Genomic DNA, 23,287 nt, shown 5'->3' on the forward strand with positions numbered 1-23,287 from the left:
TCCTTAGTTATTTACCTGGCTCTTTTGCCCAAAACATATCAAACAGGCTTTGTCGGTAGTTGTTGACTGTGGTCATTATGCTTCGCAGCTCTTCCTATTCAGTTGACCGGCTTGTCGCTGTCCCCCACTTCGTTCGGCTCCTGCACAGTACTCCCTATTCGCTAAAATATAGCCTTCCGAAGAAACCGGTAGAAGATATGCTATTTTTAAGCTTATTCGCTTAAAACTTAGCAGCTATAAAACGCAAAATTCGTTTTTGCCCAACGCTGGTTATATTCGTAATATATGCCCTATTTTAAGCACTGGCTTTGCCTGCCTTGATTCAAATAAAAAACGGCGGCACCCCGAAGGATGCCGCCGTCTGTTGTCTATTTATCTCTTGTGGCAATTATACTAGCCCGTCTTCTGCTTGGTCGCGCGGTGTTTGCCGGTTAAATTCGTGAATTTAACCGGCCAATCGCATCAGCCTTGGGCTATCGCCCGTGGCACTGCTTGTACTTCTTGCCGCTGCCACAAGGACAAGGATCGTTGCGTTTCACTTTCTGCTCTTCGCGTTTAAACGTTTCTGGCTTTTGCCGCGGCCCTTGTCCAGCACTCTGTGCGGCAGCACGTTGAAGCCTTTCGCCCTCGTCTGCCGTTTTATTGGTACGGGTGGCTTTCAGGTTGGTCTTCTGCTCCTTTGCTTGCTGAACATTCTGATTGAGTGCCAAGCCGCCCTTTGCCAGGTAGCTGGTCACTGACTCATTGATCTCCAAAATCAAGCCTTCAAACAGTTTGTAAGCTTCCATTTTGTAAACCACCAGTGGGTCTTTCTGCTCGAAGGAAGCCGCTTGAGACGAATCCTTCAATTCGTCCATGCCTCGCAAATGGTTCTTCCATTTTTCGTCGATGATCGCCAGTGTTACCGCTTGTTCGATATCACGCGTTACGGATTTACCCTCACTTTTTACTGCTTGCTCCAAATCGGCAGTAACGTTCAATGGATGGGTACTTCCGTCGGTGAAAGGCAGTAAGATACGCTTGTAGCGATCACTCTGTGTTTCGTAAACATGCTTGATCTGCGGCATGATCATTTCCGAAATCTTCTGGTATTTACGCTCGTAGAATTCTTTGAACTGCGCTTCCACCAGTTCCACCAGCTCTTCTCCCTTACGCTCTTTAAAGTCAGCAGCATCTATTTTGGGGTCCATCCCCAAGGTAGAGACACAAGCGCGTTCGAAGGTTTCAAACGAACCACCTTCTTTGTGCGCATACACCAACTCTTCGATCAAGCCGATAAACATATTGTTCAAATCCACGCTCAAGCGCTCTCCTTCCAGAGCATTGTCCCGCTTTTTGTAGATCGCTTCGCGCTGGATGTTCATCACATCATCATACTCCAACAAGCGCTTACGCACCCCGAAGGCATTCTCTTCCACCTTCTTCTGTGCGCGCTCTATCGACTTGGTTACCATTTTGTGCTGAATCACCTCCCCTTCCTGGTGGCCCATGCCATCCATCAGTTTGGCTATCCGCTCCGATTGGAACAGTCGCATCAATTTATCTTCCAGCGAGATGTAAAACTGCGAGCTACCAGGATCTCCCTGACGTCCGGCACGCCCCCTCAACTGGCGATCCACTCGCCGCGAATCGTGCCGCTCTGTACCGATAATTGCCAAACCACCAGCAGCCTTCACCGCATCGTTGATCTTGATATCCGTACCCCGGCCCGCCATGTTGGTCGCAATGGTCACATTACCCGCGCGGCCGGCTTCCGCTACAATCTCTGCTTCTCGTTGGTGCTGCTTGGCGTTCAGTACATTGTGACTAATGCCGCGCATGTTCAGCAGTCGACTTAGTTTTTCCGATACATCTACCGTAGTGGTACCTACCAGTACAGGTCGGCCTGCTTCACTCAGTTTTACAATATCTTCGGCAACGGCGTTAAATTTCTCCCGCTCTGTTTTGTACACCATGTCCTCGCGGTCATCACGCTGGATGGGGCGGTTGGTTGGGATCACCACTACGTCCAGCTTGTAGATTTCCCACAATTCACTGGCCTCCGTTTCAGCCGTACCGGTCATACCCGCTAATTTGTGGTACATCCGGAAGTAATTCTGCAAGGTCACCGTCGCGTAGGTTTGGGTTACATCCCCCACCTTCACATTCTCCTTCGCTTCTAGTGCCTGGTGCAGACCATCGCTATAGCGGCGGCCTTCCATCATCCGGCCGGTTTGCTCATCTACGATCTTCACCTGCCCGTCCATGACCACGTAGTCCTCTTCGCGATCGAATAACGTGTAGGCTTTGAGCAGTTGGCTCATCGAGTGTACCCGCTTGGACTTTACCGAATAATCCTGCGCCAACTGGTTTTTGGCTTCGGCCTTCTCTTCATCCGTAAGGCTATTGTCCTTGTCGATATTCACCATTTCCATGGCAATATCAGGCATCACAAAGAAGCTCGGGTCTTCCTTGCCTTTAGAGAGGTATTCCACCCCACGCTCCGTCAGTTCTACCTGGCGGTTCTTTTCGTCAATCGTAAACAACAGGGGCTCATCAGCGATGTGCATGTGCTTCGATTGCTCCTGCATGTAGAAGTTTTCTGCTTTCTGCAAGATCACCCGCACCCCTTCCTGACTAAGAAATTTAATCAGCGGACGGTTCTTCGGCAGAGCTCGGTGTGAGCGCAGCAGCGCCAATCCGGCCTGTCCTTCTTCGTTGCCCAGGTTGCCTTCTTTGAAAGCTTTTTTCGCTTCATTGAGGTAATCTGTAGCCAACTTCCGTTGTTCAGCTAGCAGCCGCTCCACAAATGGCTTTAGCGACATATACTCCTGATCATCAGCATCCTGCGGTACCGGACCAGAGATAATCAAGGGCGTCCGCGCATCATCAATCAGTACCGAGTCTACCTCATCCACCATAGCATAGTGGTGCTTACCCTGTACCCGCTCGTTGGCGTTGCGCACCATATTGTCACGCAGGTAGTCAAAACCAAATTCGTTGTTCGTACCGTAGGTGATGTCACAGGCATAAGCTGCGATTCGCTCCGGTGAGTGGGGTTTGTACTTATCTATACAGTCGATCGTCAGGAATAGGAATTCCATGATCGGCCCAATCCATTCACAGTCACGACGAGCCAGGTAGTCGTTTACGGTTACCACGTGTACCCCTTTGCCCGACAAACCGTTCAAGTAGGCTGGCAGGGTTGCTACCAGGGTTTTACCTTCCCCGGTCTGCATCTCGGCAATCTTACCGTCGTGCAGTACCATACCACCAATCAACTGCACATCATAGTGCACCATATTCCAGGTGATCTCTCCACCAGCAGCCAACCAGGTGTTTTTCCAAACAGCCTCGCCTCCATCCAGATTGATGTAACCTTTCTTGCTGTTGGCCGCCAATTTGCGGTCGTGCTCGGTAGCTGTTACCCGTAGTGTTTCATTGTTCGAAAAGCGGCTGGCTGTTTCCTTGACTACCGCAAAAGCTTCCGGCAAAATTTCTTTCAGAATCACCTCCAGTTCTTCGTCACGCTGCTTTATCAGCGCATCCATCTCTTTGAACAATTGCTCCTTGGCCTCGATGTCAGTGCCTTCGGCAGCCTCTTGCTTCAGCTGTGCAATTTCTGCATCTATCTCACTCAGATAAGCAGCAATGCGCGTTCGAAAATCCAGGGTCTTCGCCCGCAACTCATCGTTGGACAAGCCAACCAGCCGTTCATGGGCTTCGTTAATTTCCTCCACTACAGGCTGGTAAATAGCCACGTCGCGGTCGTATTTGGTGCCGAACATATTTTTCAGTCCGGAGGCGATGCTCTTAAACATATATCTTGTGTTGGGTACTCGTCAGTATGGCGCAACATAAACTGCGCGGTTTCCTAAAGTACACGCTATTAATGGCAGATCTAAATAAAAACGCAAAGATAGCACTAATCGTTTCTTTAAACCATCAGCTTTGGCTAATCATTTTGTTATTCCTACCAGTACAGATATTGTACCAAAACGGTTACTGCGCCATATTGTCAGAAAATGACCAAGATCGCCTGCCGTTGTTGCAGTTGGAAGGCACTTTGTAGTTGGAAGGCACTTGCGAAGTGCTTTCCAACTGTTGGCAATTATTTGGGCGGCCACCTCCTGACGTCGGTGCCAGGCTATCCGCTCTTACCTTCGGTACCGCTGCTATCCTTGCCGCGGGCCTGTATGGGAGGGTTGATTGTTGTTCGACACCTTTACTCCCCTGGATTGTTTAGCGACGCCGGATAAATAAGTGTCGGGTTTAATAGGTCAGTGATTTTGACTTTACCACGAAGTAGCCGCGCAGCGAATCGAGGCGAAGGTTCCCGACCTTAGCCGTAGCTAAGGGAGGCGGTTCTTTAACGAAGAGTAAAGCCAAAATCACTCCTTGGAAATCTGACAGTTATTTATCCGGCGTCGCTTAGCTTCTAGATTCTTTTTAAAGAATCTCTAATAACCCTAACTCGCTGCTTTTTCCTAATTCTTCCATCTGCGATCGATGATTAATTGAGTGTGCTACAAATTAGTGGTTTTTGTATTGGTTCCCCGTCATTTATGGCGGGTTCGCCCTATTTCCCTAAAGTGCGACAAACCTTCAATTACACCGATCATAGAAACCATCAACCATCTAACCACCTACCCCTTCACCACCTTCCCCTGCCCCAGCTTCACCCCAGCATCCCAAAACTCGTAAAAATAAATCCCCGCAGGAAGAGGAGCTAACTGCATCCGTACCTGTGAGTAGAGTACTTGCTGAGAAAGCGCTAATTGTCCAGCAGTATTGTAAAGCCGGAATTGACCGTTGAGTGGATAGTAATCACCAAGGTCAAAGACCAAAACATCTTGTACTGGATTGGGAAAGGTAGTAAAGGTGAGTGCCTGTGATCATCAACAGCTACCGGGCCAAGTTCCAGGATACGGCAATCAGTATCGCTGCCCAAATCATTGCTTACGGTAAGACATACTTCATAAATACCAGGGCTGGCATAGGTGTGGTCAGGATGCCGATCTGTACTCATGCCACCATCACCGAAGGTCCAGGCCCAGGTATCAGGTTCATAAAAACTCAAATCCTGGAAGTGAAAATCCAGGGTGTCTTCGGGGTTACGATCTATGCGATAATACGCGCGGGGGAGGTTATCAATCCCAAGGGTATCACAAGGGCTGCCGTCGATGGGGCCGAGGCGATAGTTGGGATGATTAGCGAGGGTGAAGGCGTTGTTATTAGGAAGATGGATGTCGTGCTGTACAAGATCACAAGCAAGTCCACCTTCATCTGGCTGGTTGATGACGTGTAGTACTTTTACCCCGGAGGAGCAATTCAGGTATATCTTCCCGTCAGGAGCTAATTGTGCTTGAAAAAAGCGGCTATGGAAGAAATTCCATTCGAGGTAGCCATCATAAGTGGCAACAGTGTCTTTGGTACTGAAAATGTCTTCTGCCCAGAGGTCATACTGAAAGACATGGTTGTAATGGGATACATAGAGGTATTGAGAGGAAATAGAAACTGCAATACCTCCTGCCCAAGCATCAGTGCCAACGCTAGTCTGCCTATGATTAGTTAATTGGCCAGTACAACGATCAAAGTCAAAAATATCTAAGGGTTCCGGAGTATCAAACTCTACTAAATTCAGCCGAATATATTTAGTCCCATCAGGGGTAAAAGTAGATTGACCTAATCCATTAGCCATAGGTAATTCCACATACATGGTGTCAACTACATGAACAGAATTGGGGGAAACCAGAATAGAATATACAATATTCTGGTCTGCTCTAGGTACTAAAACCCACCAATCCCGTCCATTCGCATGCTTACAAGCAGTGAGGCCACTCGTTGCTAATGAATCATAAACAATTCGCTGATCCTTTTCATAAACTAGTCCAATATCTCCATTTAAAGAGCCATCTATTTTAGAAGATAGGACTTCTTTTCCTAACCTTGGACTGTCGTTTGTATACCTCATTCTAACAAAAGAAAGAAGGGGATTGTTTCCTGTAAAAAGAGGTAAGAAAATAAAGGATTGTGGACGAAGTGTCTCAATATCCCCAGCCTCTCCACCAAAGTTCCCGTCAACAACTAAGTCATTATCAAAGTTACGGATTTCAATGCCGTTAGAGAAGTACAAGAGATCTCCTGAAAAACGGGAAAAAGCACTTCCTGCACCATCAAATTCAAGGTCAATGTCTTGGTTGTTTTCAATGGCTAATTCTCCATTGTAAAAGGAAAGAATAGAGATACCAAAGGAATCATTAGGCTCCGATGCACTTCCTCCATTATATCCCATCATCCAGTGATTATCGTGGAATTGGGCTTTCCCTTCTTTGGGTACAAAAAACAAAAACGTACAAACCAGAGAAATGTAAATTCTTGACATAGTATTTCTTTTGGGGGAGGCGCATGTAAGTAATGCCCCTCCTCTGAATTCACTAATTTACTCTAAGATAATGGAAGGTTAATAAACAACACACCCTTCGTTGGATTCGAAAAAATGGCAAGTTCATTACCTTCATCAATAGCACCGGTAACCCAATTCTCCCCTATCTTTGCCCTATGAAAACGAACTTCTTCCTCCTCTTTTTTGCTACAATCGTCTTATTCCCCCTCACCAGCTGCCAGGATGATGGCTTCCGTGATATTCGCGATTACTACTATCCTTTGCGGGAACTCACCGATGGCCTCGTTTATGAATACCGCGATGTGCAGTACGACTCCCTCGCAGCCGACTATTGGTACTACCGCGCCATCCCTACCGATTCGGCTTATTATTTCACCAAAGCCTATTACAAGAGCGACTTTATCCCCAGCAGTCTCTACCGGGAAGAGATGGTCAACAATGGTATCCTACTGCGCAACCTCTACCTTTTCGAGACCGATAGCATGGGCCAGCAGCAACAAGCGATTGGAAACATCCTTAGCGCCAACGTTTTTCCCTTTGAGGTCAAAGAAGACGGTTCTGAATTATTCATCTACCAAGTCCGTTTTCAATTGCCCTCCCAACCCCACGGTAGCACCACCATCCTGATCAACCGACAGTTCCAGGGCGACACCACTTATATTTACGAGGGGCAGGAATACCCTGCCATCCACTTCGCCATCAATGGCTCCGTAGACCAGCGCGACTCGATCATCGGTGATATTGAACCTCGCTTTACTGGCCAGGAGATTTATGCCAAAGGCTTGGGCCTCGTTTTTTATGCCCGCGATTACGGGGAGGGAGCGCCCAGTTTCCAACATCAATTGGTCGATCGGTACCCGATGACGGAGTTGGAAGAGCAGGCGCGGGTAAAGTGGGAGTAATCGCCATTGGTCTCAAAGGAGTTTTCCAACACTGATATTCAATTCCTTAGCTAGTTGCACCAACCGATTATCCAAGGTGAGTAGCGTTGCCTTATGCTGTTGCGCAAGATGCAGGTACAAATCATCGGTTACGGTCTTCTTGTAGGAAGTCTACGGCATCCTCAGCTGTCAGATAACTCCAGCGAGTGACCCGTCCTTCAATTCTAGTTAATACTTCAACTCTTCGCTCTTTTCCTAAAAAGGGATACTCCAATCCTTTAGCCAAAGCGACTATAGCCTGCTGACTCAGGCTCCGGTGCTCCCGATTAGCAGCTTCTTTCAGTGCTTCGTATAGTGCTTCAAGAAGTTTCTTGATTTGAAGGGAAGGCATGTTTTTCTTTCTAAGATAAGCAAAAAGACAACTGCATGCAATTTGCCTACAGTTGTCTTTCATCCCAAAACTAACAAAGCCGACCCTCTATGATAGAGAATCGGCTTTGTCTAGGTTTGATTGTAGAAAAGTTAGATAGTTGGAAGATCAATGAGCAAAAATAGTACTCTCGAACCAACAAACTATCTAACCCATCTACTCTTCTTCCTGTGCAGCAGCGGTAGTTGCAGCAGCGGCAGTAGCACCACCTTTGCCTTTACCACCACGACGGCGGCGACGGCTACCTCCACTGGTGCTATCGCTACCAGCAGTGTATACTTCGTTGAAGTCTACAAATTCGATCATGGCCATTTCCGCAGCATCACCTTTCCGAGTACCGGTTTTGATGATACGTAAGTAACCGCCAGGGCGATCACCGACACGCTTAGCGATGTCACCAAATAATTCTTTTACTGCTTCTTTGTTTTGCAAGTAGCTGAAAGCAACACGACGATTGTGGGTAGAATCATCTTTAGCTTTAGTAATGATAGGCTCTGCAAAAACACGCAGTGCTTTGGCCTTCGCCAAAGTTGTGTTGATACGCTTGTGCTCGATCAAAGAGATCGCCAAGTTGCGTAATAATGCTTTGCGGTGACCGACTTTACGGCCCAAGTGGTTAAATTTCTTACCGTGACGCATGGTTGAATTTGTTTAACTTCACAACACTTTGATCAGCAGCTTAACAGGTATAGCTTCAAGCAGATCGCAGTTATTGTAGATGATATTATCCCTTGCAGGGAACCTGTGTTATTTTTGGTTGATAGTTGTAGGTTGATAGTTGATGGCTTTTGTGTTGTAAACCATCAACTAACAACTTTCAACAAATCTTACTCTTCGTCCAACTTGTACTTAGACAAGTCCATACCGAAGGTGAGCCCTTTCTCCTGAAGAAGTTCTTCGATTTCTACCAATGACTTCTTACCGAAGTTGCGAAACTTAAGTAGTTCGTGTGTATCGTAACGCACCAACTCCGCCAGGGTATTGATCTTAGCTGCCTTCAGACAGTTGTAAGCACGTACGGAAAGGTCGAGGTCTTCCAGAGAAGTCTTCAACAATTTACGCATGTGCAGAATATGCTCATCAACGATATTCTCTTCGCGGGTACCCGCTGAATCGAAGGTGATATTCTCGTCCGTGATCAGCATCAGGTGCTGGATCAGGATTCTTGATGCTTCTTTGATAGCCTCTTCCGGGTGGATAGTACCATCCGTTTTGAGGTTGATCGTCAGTTTCTCGTAGTCAGTACGCTGACCAACACGGAAATTGTCGATCGTGTAAGCCACATTTTTGATGGGCGTGTAGATCGCGTCAATAGGGATAACACCGATGGGAGCGTCCTTGGGCAGATTTTCATCAGCAGGAACATAACCACGACCTTTGGTAACGGTAAGTTCAATTTCCAAGTTGACAAAAGGTTCCATCGTACAGATAAGCAGATCTGGGTTCATGACTTTGAACACGTTGGTGTGTTCTTCGATATCACCAGCCCGGAATTCTTCTTTACCGCTAATAGTGAGGTATACTTTTTCTTCCTGTACATCCTCGTCAGCAATCATTTGCTTCAGACGAACCTGCTTCAGGTTAAGGATGATTTCGATCACATCCTCTACTACCCCGCGAATCGTACCAAATTCGTGTTCAACGCCTGCAATCCGGATAGCACTAATAGCGAAACCTTCCAATGAAGAAAGGAGTACGCGGCGCAATGAATTGCCGACAGTTTGACCGAAGCCCGGTTCGAGTGGTTTGAACTCAAAAAGTCCCTCAAAATCATTGGCTTTTTCCATGACGATTTTGTCGGGCTTCTGAAAATTCAAGATGCTCATACGCTTGTGTATAATCTTTGGTGGGGAATGAATAGCTATTCTCTTAACATCAGAATGCGGAACCCGGTTTAACCCGCGATTCCGTAAACATATAGTAAAAGGAAAGAACGACAATCGGCCGAGATATCGTTCTTTCCTTTATCAGGAAGCTTACTTAGAATACAATTCTACGATAAGCTGTTCGTTGATCTTTTCAGGAATGGCGTCACGCTCAGGGTAATCCATGAAGCGGCCTTCCATTTTGTCGTGGTTGAATTCCAACCAACCGAAGCGGCGAGAATCACCTTTAGTGCCCATGCTTTCGCGAATAACTTGCAAACCTTGAGATTTGCCTTTAACCGCAACTACATCACCAGGACGCAACTGAGCAGAAGGGATGCTGTTGATTCGACCATTAAGCACGATATGCTTGTGGTTAACGAGCTGACGAGCAGCACGACGAGTAGGTGCTAAACCTAAACGGAATACAACGTTATCAAGGCGAGCTTCCAGGTATTGTAGCAGTACCGTACCGGTAACACCACTTTTTGAAGCTGCCGTTTCAAACAGGTTACGGAACTGACGCTCTAGCACACCGTAAGTGTACTTAGCCTTTTGCTTTTCCATAAGCTGGAGGGCGTAGTCGGATTGCTGACGACGACGACGGCTATTGCCGTGCTGTCCGGGGCGGTACTTCTTACGCTCAAAACTTTTATCGTAGCCGTAGATAGCTTCGCCAAATGCGCGAGCTTTCTTTGTCTTGGGGCCAGTATATCTTGCCATTTCGGAAGGATAATTTTCGCTGAAAAATTAATTAAGGTTCGAGGGGAATTATACCCGACGACGCTTAGGTGGACGACAACCGTTGTGTGGAACAGGTGTTACGTCTTTGATACGAGACACTTTGATTCCTACACCATCGATGGCACGGATCGCCGCTTCACGACCAGAACCTGGTCCTTTAACGAAAACCTCTACCGTGCGCAGACCAGCATCATAAGCTGTACGAGCAGCTTCACTAGCGGAAACCTGTGCAGCGTATGGTGTATTCTTTTTAGAACCACGGAATCCTGATTTTCCGGCAGAAGACCAGGAAATCACATCACCTTTCTTATTCGTAATAGAAATGATGATATTGTTGAAAGAAGCCTGGATGAAGACCTTACCTTCCGGTTCGACCCGTACCTTTCTCTTCTTAGCTGTCTTTTTGGTATTTGCTTTAGCCATGGATCAAAAAAATTACTTGGTTGCTTTCTTTTTATTTGCGACAGTCTTACGCTTACCCTTACGAGTACGAGCGTTAGTTTGAGTACGTTGGCCCCGAAGTGGTAATCCTTTACGATGACGAAGACCACGGTAACATCCGATATCCATCAATCGCTTGATGTTGGTCTGTACCTCTGTACGCAATTCACCCTCCACCTGGTAATCAGTTTGGAGCATGGTTGCAATGTCTTTGATGTTATCATCCGTCCAATCCTGAACCTTAGTGTGCTCACTAACCTCGATCTTGGCCAGAATCTCTTTGGCCAATGTAGGACCGATGCCGTAGATATAGGTAAGACCTATTACACCGCGTTTGTTTCTTGGTAAATCAACTCCAGCAATTCGTGCCATTGTCTGTCTGTATTTAGAGAGGGAAGTGCTATACTTCCGTCTAGTTTTTTTTATCCCTGACGTTGCTTGAACTTGGGATTCTTCTTGTTAATGATGTAAACCTTTCCTTTTCTTCTGACCACTATACAGTCGGTAGAACGCTTCTTAACGGAGGGTCTTACTTTCATGGTTTGCGTATTTTGCGAATCTGTAACGTTTCTGTATCAATTATTTGTACCTGTAGGTAATGCGCCCACGAGTTAAGTCGTAAGGAGACATTTCCACTGCCACACGGTCACCAGGAAGAATTCGGATATAGTTCATCCGCATTTTTCCAGAGATCGTTGCGGTAATTTCGTGGCCGTTTTCCAACTTCACACGAAACATCGCATTGGACAGGGCTTCAAGAATAGTACCGTCCTGTTTTATTAGATTCTTTTTACTCATATTCCGATTTTCGGAGTGCAAAGATACAATTAATTGATAAATTCTCCACACCCCAGCTCTTTTTTTTACAAAGGAGCTATTGGGTTAACAAAAACAGCTACAACTTCAAGCCTAACTCACACTCATCTCACGCACAATTGGAATCACATTAGGATTCTTTTGTATCGCTTCGATAATGACTTCGTGATTGCTCAAAATATCTGGACCGTCCTTGGTTACCGCGATGGTATGCTCATAATGAGCTGCCGGTTTTTTATCTTTAGTCACAATTGTCCATTCGTCATGCAATGTTCGCACATCTTTGCGCCCCATATTGACCATTGGCTCAATCGCTATCACTAATCCTTCTTTTAGCACAGGCCCTTGCCCACGCCGTCCATAGTTAGGCACATCAGGTGCTTCGTGCATCGACTTTCCTAGACCATGGCCTACAAGTTCACGTACAACAGAATAGTTATGCTCTTTTTCGGTATAGTGCTGGATAGCATGACTGATATCTCCTACACGTTTACCAACCAGTGCATTTTCGATGCCTATATAAAGTGATTCATTGGTCACTCTGCATAATTGCAGCGTTTCTTCATCCACTTCCCCTACACAAAAAGTGTAAGCAGCATCGCCGTAGAACTCATTCATATAGGTGCCACAATCAATGGAAAGTATATCTCCATCCTGAAACACCTGGTCTTTCGAAGGTAAGCCATGTACGACTGCTTCATTACGGGAAACCAACAAAGTTGAAGGACAACCATAGAGTCCTTTAAACCCTGGTACCGCCCCGTGATCACGAATGAAAGCTTCCGCTTTCGTATCGATCTCTTCTCCAGTCATCCCCGGACGTAACATACTGCCCACATAAGCCAGTGTTTTACAAACCAGCAGACAATTTTCACGAATCAATTCGATCTCTTCTGCCGTTTTATAAATCATTTTACGTCCTTTCCTCGCCATACTATTACGCTTATCCTGTTGTTTAACTCTCGCTTAGGAGGGCTTTCTTACATATTAGCACCAATACCCTGCATACGGCTACTGCTACGACCTGATACCCGACCTTCTTTAACGAGACCGTCGTAACGGCGCATCAACAAGTGGCTTTCGATCTGCTGAAGTGTATCCAATACAACCCCTACAAGAATCAATAAAGAAGTACCACCAAAGAAGGCAGCAAACAAGTTATTGATACCAAAAGCCGCTGCAAAAGCAGGCATGATCGCGATCAGACCCAAGAATACTGAGCCAGGAAGTGTGATACGGGTAGTCACCGAATCAATAAATTCTTCCGTAGGCTTACCTGGCTTTACACCTGGAATAAAAGCATTCTGGCGTTTGAGGTAATCAGCGTAGTTGGAGGGATTAACGATTAAGGCTGTATATACGTAAGTAAAGGCTACTACCAATACAAAGTAGATGGCATTGTATGGTGCAGAAGTGAAATCATTCAATTTCTGTACCAACCAGCTTGTTTCCGCATCAGCACCTGCCGTTTGTGCAGCAAGTCCAGGAAGGAACATCAAAGCCTGAGCGAAGATAATTGGCATTACTCCGGCAGCATTCACTTTCAGAGGAATGTAATCACGCGCACCGGCAACCGGGATATTACCCGTTCCACGGCCCACCATTCGCTTGGCAAATTGTACAGGGATCTTACGAACTCCGGTTACAATCATTACTGTTGCCATACAAACGAGGAACAATGCTGCCATTTCCAGTACAAAGACCAGGAAGCCACCAGCTTGTAAACGTCCTTGTAACTCGAAGACAAAGGCAGTAGGAAGCGTAGCGATGATACCTACAGTAATCAAAAGAGAAACACCGTTGCCAATACCACGGTCGGTAATTTTCTCACCCAACCACATGGCAAAGACAGTACCCGTTGAGAGGATGATAATTCCAGAGAGCCAGAAAATACTTTCAGGAACAGAATTATCAACAGCACCGAGTGACTTTACGTAGGTGAGGTAAGCACCACCCTGTACGAGGGTGATCGCTACCGTCAGCAGACGTGTGATCTGGTTCAACTTTTTACGGCCAGATTCTCCTTCTTTCTGCTGCAAGCGCTGAAAGTAAGGAACAGCAAAGCCTAAAAGCTGAATGATGATACTCGCTGTGATATATGGCATGATGCCCAAGGCAAAGATAGAAGCATTGCTAAAGGCTCCACCGGAGAAAACATTGATCAATCCCAGTAGCGAGTTGTCGCCGCTGCCACCACCCATTTGTGCTTGTAGCACAGCAGGATCGGCACCTGGTAAGACAATGAAAGATCCCAGCCGGAATACCCAAAGTAAACCAAGCGTGAAAAGGATGCGATGGCGCAATTCCTTAATCTTCCAAATATTTTTTAGCGTATCGATAAACCTTTTCATGGTGGTCTTTTTTAGAGGATAGTGAGAGAACCACCCTGCGCTTCGATCGCTGCCTTGGCAGTTTCAGAGCTAGCATGGGCCGTTACAGTCAGCTTGGCGGTCAATTCACCAGTACCCAAAATCTTAATCAAATCCGTCTTGCGAACAATACCCAGCTTCAACAGCGTCTCCATATCAATGGTATCAACACTGTGCTTTTCGCTGATCGCTTGTAAGCGACCCAAATTGAGGGCTACGTATTCGACGCGATTAGGACTCTTAAATCCGCGCTTAGGCAAGCGCATCTGAAGAGGCATCTGACCACCTTCGAAACTACGCTTACTTTTGTAACCAGAACGCGACTTGGCGCCTTTATGACCACGAGTAGACGTACCTCCTCGGCCAGAACCCTGACCACGGGCAATACGCTTACGGCTTTTTACAGCACCGGACGCTGGTTTGAGACTATGGAGTTCCATTATATTATGCGATTTAATAGCTTCGTTAATTGCTTAGGGTTTAAACCTTAAGCTTCTTCCACTTTTACCAGGTGAGCAACCTTGTTGATCATTCCCTGAATTTGAGGAGTTACCTCGATAGTGACCGTGTCGTTCATCTTTTTCAGACCCAACGCTTTCACGGTATCCTTTTGACGCTTTGCACGATCAATCAGGCTCTTAACCTGTGTTATTTTTACCTTAGCCATGGCCGACGGTTTTTTACAGGCTTAAAGCCCTATCCTTCAAAAAGCTTTTCCATTGAGATGCCACGCTGCTTTGCGATCACCATAGGGCTACGTAGTTGCTGCAGAGCATCAATTGTGGCTTTCACCACGTTGTGCGGGTTAGAAGACCCCTGAGACTTAGCCAGTACGTTGTGTACACCAGCAATTTCCAGTACAGCGCGCATAGCACCACCAGCAATTACTCCTGTACCATCAGAAGCAGGCTTGATGAGTACCTTACCAGCACCGTACTTCCCTTTCTGTTCGTGAGGGATAGTACCATTGTGGATAGGCACCTTTATTAGGTTCTTCTTAGCATCATCAACCGCTTTGCTGATCGCTTGAGATACGTCACGTGCCTTACCCAGGCCATGACCTACCGTACCATTGCCATCACCAACAACTGCTACCGCTGCGAAGCTAAAGGTTCTACCACCTTTAGTCACTTTAGCTACCCGGTTAAGGTTAACGAGCTTTTCTTTCAGTTCTGTTTCGGCCGGTTTTACCCGGTTAGAATTTTTCTTTGCCATTACCAAAAAGCTTCTTAATGATTAAAATAGTAAGCCTCCCTCGCGGGCGCCATCCGCCAGCGCTTTCACGCGGCCATGATATAAATATCCAGCCCGGTCAAAAACCACAGATTCGATACCTGCAGCTTTAGCGCGCTCTGCTAACAGCTTACCGGTAGCAGCAGATTGTTCTGATTTATTTCCTGCATTAGCAACGGCAGGCTCAAAAGAGCTTGCTTGTGCTAAGGTATGCCCCTGAACATCATCGATGAGCTGAGCGTAAATATAACGATTAGAACGGAATATATTCAGACGTGGACGCTGAGCAGTACCCCGAACTGTTTTGCGAATGCGCATGTGAATGCGCTTTCTGCGGTTTGCCTTTGTTAATTGCATCGCTGCTTATTTTTATTGGCCTTAGTGAACAAGCAACAACTACTGTTAACTTTTCCCAAGACCCAACTTATCGCCGTATTAATGAGGTCAATGCCCCGACGGCTAATTAACTGATTACTTGCTAGAAGTCTTACCCGCTTTACGACGGATTTCTTCTCCTTTAAAGCGAATACCTTTTCCTTTGTAAGGCTCTGGCTTACGGAAGGCACGGATTTTAGCCGCGACTTGTCCTACCAATTGCTTATCAATAGAATCAAGTTTCACGACTGGAGCTTTACCTTTCTCGTTGACTGCTTCTACCGCTACTTCATCAGGAATCATAAAGTAAATAGGGTGAGAGTAACCGACCGTAAGGATCAACATTTGACCTTTCGTCTCAGCACGGTAACCAACACCGATCACTTCCATCTCCAGGGTATAACCTTTTGTTACACCGACAATCATATTGTTGATCAGTGAACGGTACAAACCGTGAGCGGCGCGGTGGCGCTTAGAATCAGTTGGACGACCTACCGTCAGGACACCGTCTTCGATGCCGACGCTTAGATCAGCATCAACTTGCTGACTTAATTCTCCTTTCGGGCCTTTAACGGTAACCAAGTTACTCTTGCTTACGTCGATGGAAACACCCTGAGGTATATCAATGGGAGCTTTACCTATTCTTGACATGGCTCTGCTTTTAGAATTCTTAAATAGAAGTGGTTAGGAAACAAAGCACAACACCTCTCCTCCTACACCGTGCTGCCGAGCTTGCTTGTCGGTCATAACGCCTTTAGAAGTAGAAATGATTGCAATACCTAAACCGTTGATTACACGAGGAAGATTATCACTACCTACATACTTGCGCAAACCAGGCTTGCTGACTCGCTTAAGTTCACGGATAATCGGCTGGCGAGTAGCTTTATCGTACTTGAGTGCGATTTTAATGCTGCTTTGCGTACCCTTTTTATCTTCTTCGTCGAACTTGTACTTAAGAATGTAACCCTGATCGTAGAGGATCTCGGTTATGCGCTTCTTGAGGTTAGAAGCTGGAATACTGACTACCCGGTGCCCAGCAATTTGAGCATTACGAATCCGGGTCAAATAGTCGGCTACAGGATCTGTAACTGCCATGACGTGTCCATTTCGTGGTTCGGTTTTCCAAATGCAGGAACCTGAACCCCTGTTGATAGATAATGTGTAATAAGTGCCAAAGCATTTGCACCCTTACACTGCCGGATTATTTATCCGGGCTTTAAAAAAGTAGATGGTAGGGTCTATACGCTAACCATCCAATGATTCTAGCAAGTAACTTTTACCAGCTAGCCTTGGTGATTCCAGGGATTTTACCGTGGAGTGCCAAGTCACGAAACTTTACCCGACAAATACCGAATTTACGCATGTAGCCTTTAGGGCGACCGGTCAACTGACAACGGTTGTGAAGACGGATAGGGTTAGAGTTACGAGGTAATTTATCCAATTCCTCCCAACGTCCTTCTTCCTTCAGCTTCGTGCGCAGCTCAGCATAACGATCAACCATGCGTTGACGCTTGTTTTCGCGGGCGATGAGTGATTTTCTAGCCATTATTTCTAGTTGTTCTGATTCTTGAAAGGAAGACCTAGTGCTTTCAATAGCGCTAGTGCTTCAGCATCGGTTTTAGCACTGGTCACGAAAGTGATGTCCATTCCCGTGATGTTGCTTACCTTATCCAGGTCGATTTCAGGAAAAACGATCTGCTCTTTGATTCCCATGGTATAGTTACCACGGCCGTCAAAGCTTTTGTCATTAATTCCGCGGAAGTCACGCACCCGAGGCAAAGCCACAGATACCAGACGGTCGAGGAATTCAAACATTTGCTTCTGACGTAAAGTCACGCGAGCACCGATGTGCATACCTTCACGCAACTTAAAGTTAGAGACAGACTTCTTTGCTTTGGTCTTCACGGCTTTTTGGCCGGTGATCAAAGAAAGTTCTCCAACAGCATTGTCGACCAGCTTCTTGTCCTGAGTACCTTGACCAACACCTTGGTTGATACAAATCTTCAACAGACGAGGAACTTCCATCACGCTGCTATACTGGAATTGCTCTTGCAGAGCAGGTATTACTTCTTCGTAATACTTTTTTCTTAATCGCGGTGTGTAACTCATTAGTCTAAGATTTCCCCGGATTTTTTGGAATAACGTTTCATTTTGCCATCGTCACCAGCCTTACGGCCAACGCGGGTAGGCTCTCCTGTGCCATCTACTAACATCAAGTTAGAAAGGTTGATAGGAGCTGCTTTATCGATGATGCCACCAGGATTGTCCTGGGTTGGCTTCTGGTGCTTCTTACGAATATTCACCTCTTCAACGATCGCACGGTTTTCGCTAGGAATTACTTCCAGTACTTCCAAAACCTTGCTACGATCCTTGTAGGCACCCGCGATAACAACAACTTTATCTCCCTTTTTGATCTTCAGCTTGGGAGCAAAGCGTTTCTGATTTACTTTCTTCATGGTTCAAGTATTCGGGCCGTGAATGATTTATAATACCTCTGGTGCGAGAGAAACGATACGCATGTAGTCACGCTCACGAAGCTCACGGGCAACAGGGCCGAAAATACGGGTTCCGCGAGGTTCTTCGCTAGCACTCAGCAGTACAACTGCATTGTCATCAAAGCGAATGTAACTACCATCGCGGCGACGGATCTCTTTCTTGGTACGAACCACTACGGCCCTAGAGATCGCTCCTTTCTTAATACCACCGGGAGCTGCCTCTTTAACAGATACCACGATCATATCGCCAACAGAAGCGTAACGACGCTTAGACCCGCCTAAAACACGGATACAAAGCACCTCTTTGGCGCCACTATTGTCGGCTACACGGAGCCGGGATTCTTGCTGGATCATGACGGCAAAATATTTGCAGAGCTAGCGCAACGTCGATTATCGCGTTGATAACTCTAGTTAATTTCAATGAATAACAGCATAGGCGGCCAAGCCACCAAAACTGCTTTTATTACTTGGCTTTCTCCAAGATTTCAACTAAGCGCCAACGTTTGCGGGCACTTGTTGGGCGCGTCTCCATGATGCGCACTTTATCCCCAATATTACACTCGTTCTTTTCGTCATGCGCCATAAACTTGTTTGACTTCTTGACGAACTTTCCATAAATGGGGTGCTGAATACGGCGTTCTACAGAAACCGAGATAGACTTGTCCATCTTGTCACTGGTAACGATACCGATTAGCTGTTTACGAAGATTACGTTCTTCCATTTTTAGCTGAATTACTAGCTACGTCTGCGACGAGCTCTGATTTTACTACGATTAGCGAGTTCTTCTTCTGAAGCAGCAGCCAATTGGCGGCGGCGAGCTTCTGTGTTTAAGCGAGCGATGTCCCTACGAACTTCGCGCAACACTAGAGGATTGTCCAGGCCAGTAATAGCATGGTCAAACTTCATCTTCTGATATCTGCTCTCGGTGGCCTCCAGTTCAGCCTGAAGGTCCGTGTCAGAGAACTCTTGCAGTTCCAAATATTTTTTGGTTGCCATTGTCCTTTATTTAAAATTTTTCGCAAGCTGCGTAATAAATTACACTAGCTTCAGACTGATTATATGATATTACCCTTCGTAATCTGGGCGGGTAATGGTCTTTGTTTTCACTGGCAATTTCTGTGCTGCCAAACGGAGTGCTTCTTCAGCAACTTCGCGGGGAACACCATCCAGTTCGAACAATACACGACCGGGCTGTACCTGTGCCACATAGTGATCCAGGTTACCCTTACCCTTACCCATCCGCACCTCTAAAGGCTTGGAAGTGATAGGCTTATCGGGGAAAATACGAATCCATACTTTACCTTCACGCTTCATGTAACGCGTCATTGCGATACGCGCGGCTTCAATTTGCCGGTTGGTGATACGGCCAAGTTCCATGGACTTAAGACCGAATGAGCCAAAGGATACCAGGGTCCCACGCTTTGCGACACCGCGATTACGTCCTTTTTGCTGCTTGCGATATTTCGTTCTTTTCGGCTGTAACATTGGTCATTATTTTTAGCTGCCCTTGGCTACTCCAGAGGGACAGGCCCGGCTCTTCACACGGGTCTTTTAATTGGCAAAAATAAGCCGTATCTAACCCGCTTCCGAAAAAGCTTGGCAAAGGTACAGCTATTTTCTGATAATCAAAAATCAATTCGGGCACAAATCTTCACGATTATCCCCGTTAGCAAAGACTAGCGCAGGATCTCACCTGATAGCCTAACTAATTAACGCCAGTTGCTGAAATTGAGGCAATTATACCCGGTAAATCCGGGTATTTGCCAGCAATAATTTTTTTTTAGCGACGTCCGCCACCACCGCGGCGATCTCCGCCACCACCGCGACGATCTCCACCACGGCCACCACGACGATCTCCGCCACGGCCACCACGGCGATCTCCGCCACCACTATTACCACTGCCACCTTCACTTCCTGTAAGGCCAGCATTCGGGTGCAAGTCACGTTTGCCAAGGACTTCGCCTTTACAAATCCAAACTTTCACACCGATAATACCGTAAACGGTAAGTGCTTCGTGAAGTGCGTAGTCGATATCAGCGCGGAACGTATGCAGAGGTGTACGACCTTCTTTGTACTCTTCCGTACGGCTCATATCAGAACCATTCAAACGACCAGAAATACGTACTTTGATACCTTCGGCATTGGCACGCATGGTTGATTGAATCGCCATTTTAATGGCGCGACGGTAGTTGATCCGTGCTTCTAATTGCTTAGCGATAGATTCAGCAACAATATTCGCATCTAACTCCGGCTTACGGATTTCGATGATATTGATTTGCACATCTTTGCTAGTCAACTTCTTGAGCTCTTCCCGGATACGATCAACTTCCTGGCCTCCTTTACCGATAATAATACCGGGGCGAGAGGTGTGGATAGTTACCGTGATCCGCTTGAGTGTGCGCTCAATGATGGTACGAGCAATACCACCCTTCTGGATACGAGCGGCGAGATACGTGCGAATCTTTTCATCTTCAACAACGTTATCTGCGTAACCTTTATCAGCATACCAGTTGGAATCCCAACCGCGAATATACCCCAAACGATTACCAATAGGATTAGTCTTCTGACCCATGTGTCTAGGACTCGTTAATTTTTAACAATTAGTTTTCCCTACTCTTCTTCTTCCGAAGCGAGAGGTAAACTGTTTTCTACAATAAGCGTAACGTGATTGCTACGCTTGCGGATGCGATGTGCCCGACCGTGTGGCGCAGGACGGAAACGCTTCAACATGCCTGCCTCGTTAGAGAAGGCGGTTTTAACGTACAATCCGTAATCGTCAGCACTTTCTTGGCCATCCAATTTATATTCCCAATTGGCTACTGCTGACAAGAGGGCTTTTTCTAGCCATTGCGCAGCTTCCTGCTTGCTAAAGCGTAGGATATCAAGGGCATCATTTACCTTTTTCCCGCGTATGTTGTCGACTATCAGACGCATCTTTCTGGCCGACATCGGAACGCTCTTGAGTTTGGCTACTGCTTCCATGATGTTTATAATTAATGCGTGAATGTTGGAATGCTGGAATGCTAATTATTTCAGCATTTCTTCATTCTCTCATTTTTATTTACAATTACCGGTTACCGGTATGACCTTTAAAGCTCCGCGTAGGAGCGAATTCGCCCAATTTATGGCCTACCATGTTTTCTGTTACATAAACAGGAACGTGGATTTTACCATTATGGACAGCGATCGTCTCCCCTACCATATCCGGAATGATCATGGATGAGCGGGACCAAGTTTTGATCACTTTCTTTTTGCTGGACGCTTTAGATATTTCCACTTTCTTCAAAAGCTTGTGGAATACGTAAGGCCCTTTGCGAATTGATCTAGCCATCTCTATTTCTTAGTTTTACGCTTGCTAATAATTAATTTGGTAGAGTGCTTCTTGTTGTTACGTGTCTTCTGACCTTTGGCCATAATACCCGTACGAGAACGTGGGTGTCCTCCAGAAGCGCGTCCTTCACCACCACCCATGGGGTGATCGACAGGGTTCATGGCTACACCACGAACACGAGGACGGCGACCCAACCAACGCTTACGACCCGCTTTACCGAGTACTTCTAGTCCGTGATCCGGGTTAGAAGTGTTACCGATCGTAGCACGGCAAGTCAAGAGAATACGACGAACTTCACCAGAAGGCAGCTTCACCGAAGCGTAACGACCTTCACGGCCCATCAAGGTACCGTTTGTACCAGCAGAACGTGCCAATGCGGCACCTTTACCTGGCTGAAGTTCAATAGCATGGATCGCAGATCCCAAAGGGATTTCACTCAGCAACATGGTATTACCCACAAGAGGGGCAACTCCTGGGCCTGATTCAACGGTAGCACCTACCTTCAACCCTTGAGGGGCGATGATATAGCGCTTTTCGCCATCAGGATATTCCAGCAAAGCGATGAAAGCAGTACGGTTCGGATCGTATTCGATCGTCTTTACAGTAGCTGCAACACCATCACGATTGCGCTTGAAATCAATCATACGGTAGCGACGCTTGTGTCCACCACCACGCTGACGTACGGTCATTTTTCCCGTACCATTACGTCCACCTGACTTTTTCAGGGGAGCAAGCAGCGTCTTTTCCGGCTTGTCATTCGTCAACTCTGTGAATGCATTCCCTACGCGGGTACGCAAACCAGGTGTTAACGGACGATACTTTTTAACTGGCATAACTTTGCTCATCATCCCGGGATCTCGGACTCAGCAGGATCAACGACCAGACGATCGGCTGAGGATCCCCACCCCGGGGTATTTTAAAAAATTAAATGTCTCCGAAGAAATCGATTTCTTCTCCTTCAACCAAGGTTACTACTGCTTTTTTGTAAGCAGCCACCCGGCCTTTGAGAACACCCGATTTGGTCGTTCTATTCTTTGCTTTTCCTGGCATGATTGCAGTATTTACAGACGTAACATTTACGCCGTACATATCCTGCACTGCCTTACGGATTTCCACTTTATTAGCTCCTTTAGCAACAACGAAGCTGTACTTGTTGAGGCCTTCAGAAAGCGTTTCTGCTTTCTCGGTAATTAGTGGTTTGATTAAAATTGGCTTTGCCATTGCTTTATCATTTACGGGTACAAGCCCGGATTATGCAATTGATTCCTGAAGCTTTGCCACAGCACTTTCTGAAAGCACAATGGTATCGCTATTCAAAATCTGATACACGTTCAGGTCAATAGCACGTGCTACTGCTGCCTTCTTAAGGTTACGGCTGGAAAGCAACAAGGTGTTTTCCATTTCTGCCGTTACGAGTAGAGCCTTTTTACCATCTACTTTCAGATTGCTCAAAATGGCCTTGAACTCTTTGGTCTTTGGCGCATCGAAAGAGAAATCTTCCAGAATCATAATAGAACCGGCACTGGCTTTAGAAGAAAGTGCAGACACACGAGCCAACGTCTTCAACTTCTTGTTGAGGCGTAATTCGTAATTGCGTGGGCGAGGACCGAATACCCGGCCTCCACCGCGGAACACAGGGCTGTTGATACTACCCTTACGTGAACCACCTGTACCTTTCTGACGGTGCAACTTGCGTGTAGAACCAGCGATTTCACCACGTTCTTTCGCCTTGTGCGTACCCTGGCGCTGATGAGCTAAGTATTGCTTAACTGCCAGGTAAACCGCATGCTCGTTGGGCGTTTGTCCGAAGATCTCGTCGGATAGCTCTACGGTGCGTCCCGTTTGCTCGCCTTTGATATTTAAAACATCGAGTTTCATCACTACGGATTTATCTAGTTTTTAGCCCTTCCTGTAGGAACAAC

The 23,287-nt window shown here is 46.5% G+C and carries 33 protein-coding genes; 1 reads left to right on the forward strand and 32 read right to left on the reverse strand.

Annotated features, from left to right (window positions below; genetic code table 11):
• Positions 1-473 precede the first annotated feature (473 nt).
• From secA to AB0L18_RS03140, 3 genes are all read right to left on the reverse strand, one after another.
• Complete coding sequence (gene secA, locus AB0L18_RS03130) at positions 474-3,800, reverse strand: preprotein translocase subunit SecA (RefSeq protein WP_367391127.1); 3,327 nt, start codon at positions 3,798-3,800, stop codon at positions 474-476.
• A gap of 825 nt (positions 3,801-4,625) precedes the next feature.
• Complete coding sequence (locus tag AB0L18_RS03135) at positions 4,626-4,826, reverse strand: T9SS type A sorting domain-containing protein (RefSeq protein ID WP_367391128.1); 201 nt, start codon at positions 4,824-4,826, stop codon at positions 4,626-4,628.
• Entirely contained in the window at positions 4,754-6,364 is a 1,611-nt protein-coding gene (locus AB0L18_RS03140) for a PKD domain-containing protein (protein WP_367391129.1), read from the reverse strand. Before AB0L18_RS03140 ends, AB0L18_RS03135 begins: the two co-directional genes overlap by 73 nt.
• Before the next feature lie 176 nt (positions 6,365-6,540).
• On the opposite strand from AB0L18_RS03140, the gene AB0L18_RS03145 reads away from it, so the two are divergent.
• Entirely contained in the window at positions 6,541-7,287 is a 747-nt protein-coding gene (locus AB0L18_RS03145) for a hypothetical protein (protein ID WP_367391130.1), read from the forward strand.
• Positions 7,288-7,408: 121 nt separating this feature from the next.
• Here AB0L18_RS03145 and AB0L18_RS03150 read toward each other — a convergent pair whose 3' ends face one another.
• The 29 genes from AB0L18_RS03150 to rplD form a co-directional block, all read right to left on the reverse strand.
• The gene (locus AB0L18_RS03150) at positions 7,409-7,657 is read right to left on the reverse strand and encodes a hypothetical protein (protein ID WP_367391131.1); all 249 of its coding nucleotides are present in this window, start codon (positions 7,655-7,657) and stop codon (positions 7,409-7,411) included.
• A 195-nt stretch (positions 7,658-7,852) separates the two neighbouring features.
• Positions 7,853-8,335 (reverse strand): 50S ribosomal protein L17, encoded by a 483-nt coding sequence (gene rplQ, locus AB0L18_RS03155; RefSeq protein ID WP_367391132.1) that lies wholly within the window; start codon positions 8,333-8,335, stop codon positions 7,853-7,855.
• Positions 8,336-8,523: 188 nt separating this feature from the next.
• Positions 8,524-9,522, reverse strand: coding sequence for a DNA-directed RNA polymerase subunit alpha (locus AB0L18_RS03160; RefSeq protein WP_367391133.1), 999 nt, complete (start codon positions 9,520-9,522; stop codon positions 8,524-8,526).
• 150 nt (positions 9,523-9,672) lie between these two features.
• Positions 9,673-10,284 carry a 30S ribosomal protein S4 gene (rpsD, locus tag AB0L18_RS03165; protein WP_367391134.1) on the reverse strand — a complete coding sequence of 204 codons (612 nt, stop codon included), beginning with the start codon at positions 10,282-10,284 and terminating at the stop codon, positions 9,673-9,675.
• 48 nt (positions 10,285-10,332) lie between these two features.
• Positions 10,333-10,728, reverse strand: a complete 396-nt coding sequence (gene rpsK / locus AB0L18_RS03170; RefSeq protein ID WP_020535235.1) for a 30S ribosomal protein S11 — start codon at positions 10,726-10,728, stop codon at positions 10,333-10,335.
• Between the two features lie 12 nt (positions 10,729-10,740).
• Positions 10,741-11,118, reverse strand: a complete 378-nt coding sequence (gene rpsM, locus AB0L18_RS03175; RefSeq protein ID WP_367391135.1) for a 30S ribosomal protein S13 — start codon at positions 11,116-11,118, stop codon at positions 10,741-10,743.
• A 50-nt stretch (positions 11,119-11,168) separates the two neighbouring features.
• Positions 11,169-11,285 (reverse strand): 50S ribosomal protein L36, encoded by a 117-nt coding sequence (rpmJ, locus tag AB0L18_RS03180; protein WP_367391136.1) that lies wholly within the window; start codon positions 11,283-11,285, stop codon positions 11,169-11,171.
• Positions 11,286-11,325: 40 nt separating this feature from the next.
• Positions 11,326-11,544 carry a translation initiation factor IF-1 gene (gene infA, locus AB0L18_RS03185; protein ID WP_020535237.1) on the reverse strand — a complete coding sequence of 73 codons (219 nt, stop codon included), beginning with the start codon at positions 11,542-11,544 and terminating at the stop codon, positions 11,326-11,328.
• A 111-nt stretch (positions 11,545-11,655) separates the two neighbouring features.
• Positions 11,656-12,474 (reverse strand): type I methionyl aminopeptidase, encoded by an 819-nt coding sequence (map, locus tag AB0L18_RS03190; RefSeq protein ID WP_367393130.1) that lies wholly within the window; start codon positions 12,472-12,474, stop codon positions 11,656-11,658.
• 68 nt (positions 12,475-12,542) lie between these two features.
• Positions 12,543-13,913, reverse strand: coding sequence for a preprotein translocase subunit SecY (secY, locus tag AB0L18_RS03195; protein WP_367391137.1), 1,371 nt, complete (start codon positions 13,911-13,913; stop codon positions 12,543-12,545).
• 11 nt (positions 13,914-13,924) lie between these two features.
• Positions 13,925-14,371 (reverse strand): 50S ribosomal protein L15, encoded by a 447-nt coding sequence (rplO, locus tag AB0L18_RS03200; RefSeq protein WP_367391138.1) that lies wholly within the window; start codon positions 14,369-14,371, stop codon positions 13,925-13,927.
• Positions 14,372-14,418: 47 nt separating this feature from the next.
• Positions 14,419-14,598, reverse strand: coding sequence for a 50S ribosomal protein L30 (rpmD, locus tag AB0L18_RS03205; protein ID WP_367391139.1), 180 nt, complete (start codon positions 14,596-14,598; stop codon positions 14,419-14,421).
• Between the two features lie 29 nt (positions 14,599-14,627).
• Positions 14,628-15,146, reverse strand: coding sequence for a 30S ribosomal protein S5 (rpsE, locus tag AB0L18_RS03210; protein ID WP_367391140.1), 519 nt, complete (start codon positions 15,144-15,146; stop codon positions 14,628-14,630).
• Between the two features lie 21 nt (positions 15,147-15,167).
• On the reverse strand, positions 15,168-15,521 hold the full coding sequence (gene rplR / locus AB0L18_RS03215) for a 50S ribosomal protein L18 (protein ID WP_367391141.1): 354 nt from the start codon (positions 15,519-15,521) through the stop codon (positions 15,168-15,170).
• Between the two features lie 114 nt (positions 15,522-15,635).
• Positions 15,636-16,190 (reverse strand): 50S ribosomal protein L6, encoded by a 555-nt coding sequence (rplF, locus tag AB0L18_RS03220; protein WP_367391142.1) that lies wholly within the window; start codon positions 16,188-16,190, stop codon positions 15,636-15,638.
• A gap of 33 nt (positions 16,191-16,223) precedes the next feature.
• Positions 16,224-16,634, reverse strand: a complete 411-nt coding sequence (gene rpsH / locus AB0L18_RS03225; RefSeq protein WP_367391143.1) for a 30S ribosomal protein S8 — start codon at positions 16,632-16,634, stop codon at positions 16,224-16,226.
• Positions 16,635-16,815: 181 nt separating this feature from the next.
• Positions 16,816-17,085, reverse strand: a complete 270-nt coding sequence (rpsN, locus tag AB0L18_RS03230; RefSeq protein WP_367391144.1) for a 30S ribosomal protein S14 — start codon at positions 17,083-17,085, stop codon at positions 16,816-16,818.
• Between the two features lie 5 nt (positions 17,086-17,090).
• Positions 17,091-17,648, reverse strand: a complete 558-nt coding sequence (rplE, locus tag AB0L18_RS03235) for a 50S ribosomal protein L5 (RefSeq protein ID WP_367391145.1) — start codon at positions 17,646-17,648, stop codon at positions 17,091-17,093.
• Positions 17,648-17,995, reverse strand: coding sequence for a 50S ribosomal protein L24 (gene rplX, locus AB0L18_RS03240; RefSeq protein ID WP_367391146.1), 348 nt, complete (start codon positions 17,993-17,995; stop codon positions 17,648-17,650). The genes rplE and rplX overlap by 1 nt, the downstream gene beginning before the upstream one ends.
• A 27-nt stretch (positions 17,996-18,022) precedes the next feature.
• On the reverse strand, positions 18,023-18,388 hold the full coding sequence (gene rplN, locus AB0L18_RS03245; protein WP_020535249.1) for a 50S ribosomal protein L14: 366 nt from the start codon (positions 18,386-18,388) through the stop codon (positions 18,023-18,025).
• 109 nt (positions 18,389-18,497) lie between these two features.
• A complete protein-coding gene (gene rpsQ / locus AB0L18_RS03250) occupies positions 18,498-18,755 on the reverse strand; it encodes a 30S ribosomal protein S17 (RefSeq protein ID WP_367391147.1) in 258 nt (85 codons plus the stop codon).
• A gap of 14 nt (positions 18,756-18,769) precedes the next feature.
• Complete coding sequence (gene rpmC, locus AB0L18_RS03255; protein ID WP_367391148.1) at positions 18,770-19,030, reverse strand: 50S ribosomal protein L29; 261 nt, start codon at positions 19,028-19,030, stop codon at positions 18,770-18,772.
• 69 nt (positions 19,031-19,099) lie between these two features.
• Positions 19,100-19,519, reverse strand: a complete 420-nt coding sequence (gene rplP, locus AB0L18_RS03260; protein WP_367391149.1) for a 50S ribosomal protein L16 — start codon at positions 19,517-19,519, stop codon at positions 19,100-19,102.
• A gap of 295 nt (positions 19,520-19,814) precedes the next feature.
• Positions 19,815-20,606 carry a 30S ribosomal protein S3 gene (gene rpsC / locus AB0L18_RS03265; protein ID WP_367391150.1) on the reverse strand — a complete coding sequence of 264 codons (792 nt, stop codon included), beginning with the start codon at positions 20,604-20,606 and terminating at the stop codon, positions 19,815-19,817.
• 38 nt (positions 20,607-20,644) lie between these two features.
• Positions 20,645-21,016: a 50S ribosomal protein L22 gene (rplV, locus tag AB0L18_RS03270; RefSeq protein ID WP_367391151.1), complete on the reverse strand. Its 372-nt coding sequence runs from the start codon at positions 21,014-21,016 to the stop codon at positions 20,645-20,647.
• 85 nt (positions 21,017-21,101) lie between these two features.
• Positions 21,102-21,365, reverse strand: a complete 264-nt coding sequence (gene rpsS / locus AB0L18_RS03275) for a 30S ribosomal protein S19 (protein ID WP_367391152.1) — start codon at positions 21,363-21,365, stop codon at positions 21,102-21,104.
• A 2-nt stretch (positions 21,366-21,367) separates the two neighbouring features.
• Positions 21,368-22,198, reverse strand: a complete 831-nt coding sequence (gene rplB / locus AB0L18_RS03280) for a 50S ribosomal protein L2 (protein ID WP_367391153.1) — start codon at positions 22,196-22,198, stop codon at positions 21,368-21,370.
• 91 nt (positions 22,199-22,289) lie between these two features.
• The gene (gene rplW / locus AB0L18_RS03285) at positions 22,290-22,586 is read right to left on the reverse strand and encodes a 50S ribosomal protein L23 (RefSeq protein WP_367391154.1); all 297 of its coding nucleotides are present in this window, start codon (positions 22,584-22,586) and stop codon (positions 22,290-22,292) included.
• A 30-nt stretch (positions 22,587-22,616) separates the two neighbouring features.
• The gene (rplD, locus tag AB0L18_RS03290; protein ID WP_367391155.1) at positions 22,617-23,243 is read right to left on the reverse strand and encodes a 50S ribosomal protein L4; all 627 of its coding nucleotides are present in this window, start codon (positions 23,241-23,243) and stop codon (positions 22,617-22,619) included.
• Positions 23,244-23,287: the final 44 nt, after the last annotated feature.

The sequence above is a fragment of the Lewinella sp. LCG006 genome (genome assembly GCF_040784935.1).
Taxonomy (GTDB): domain Bacteria; phylum Bacteroidota; class Bacteroidia; order Chitinophagales; family Saprospiraceae; genus Lewinella.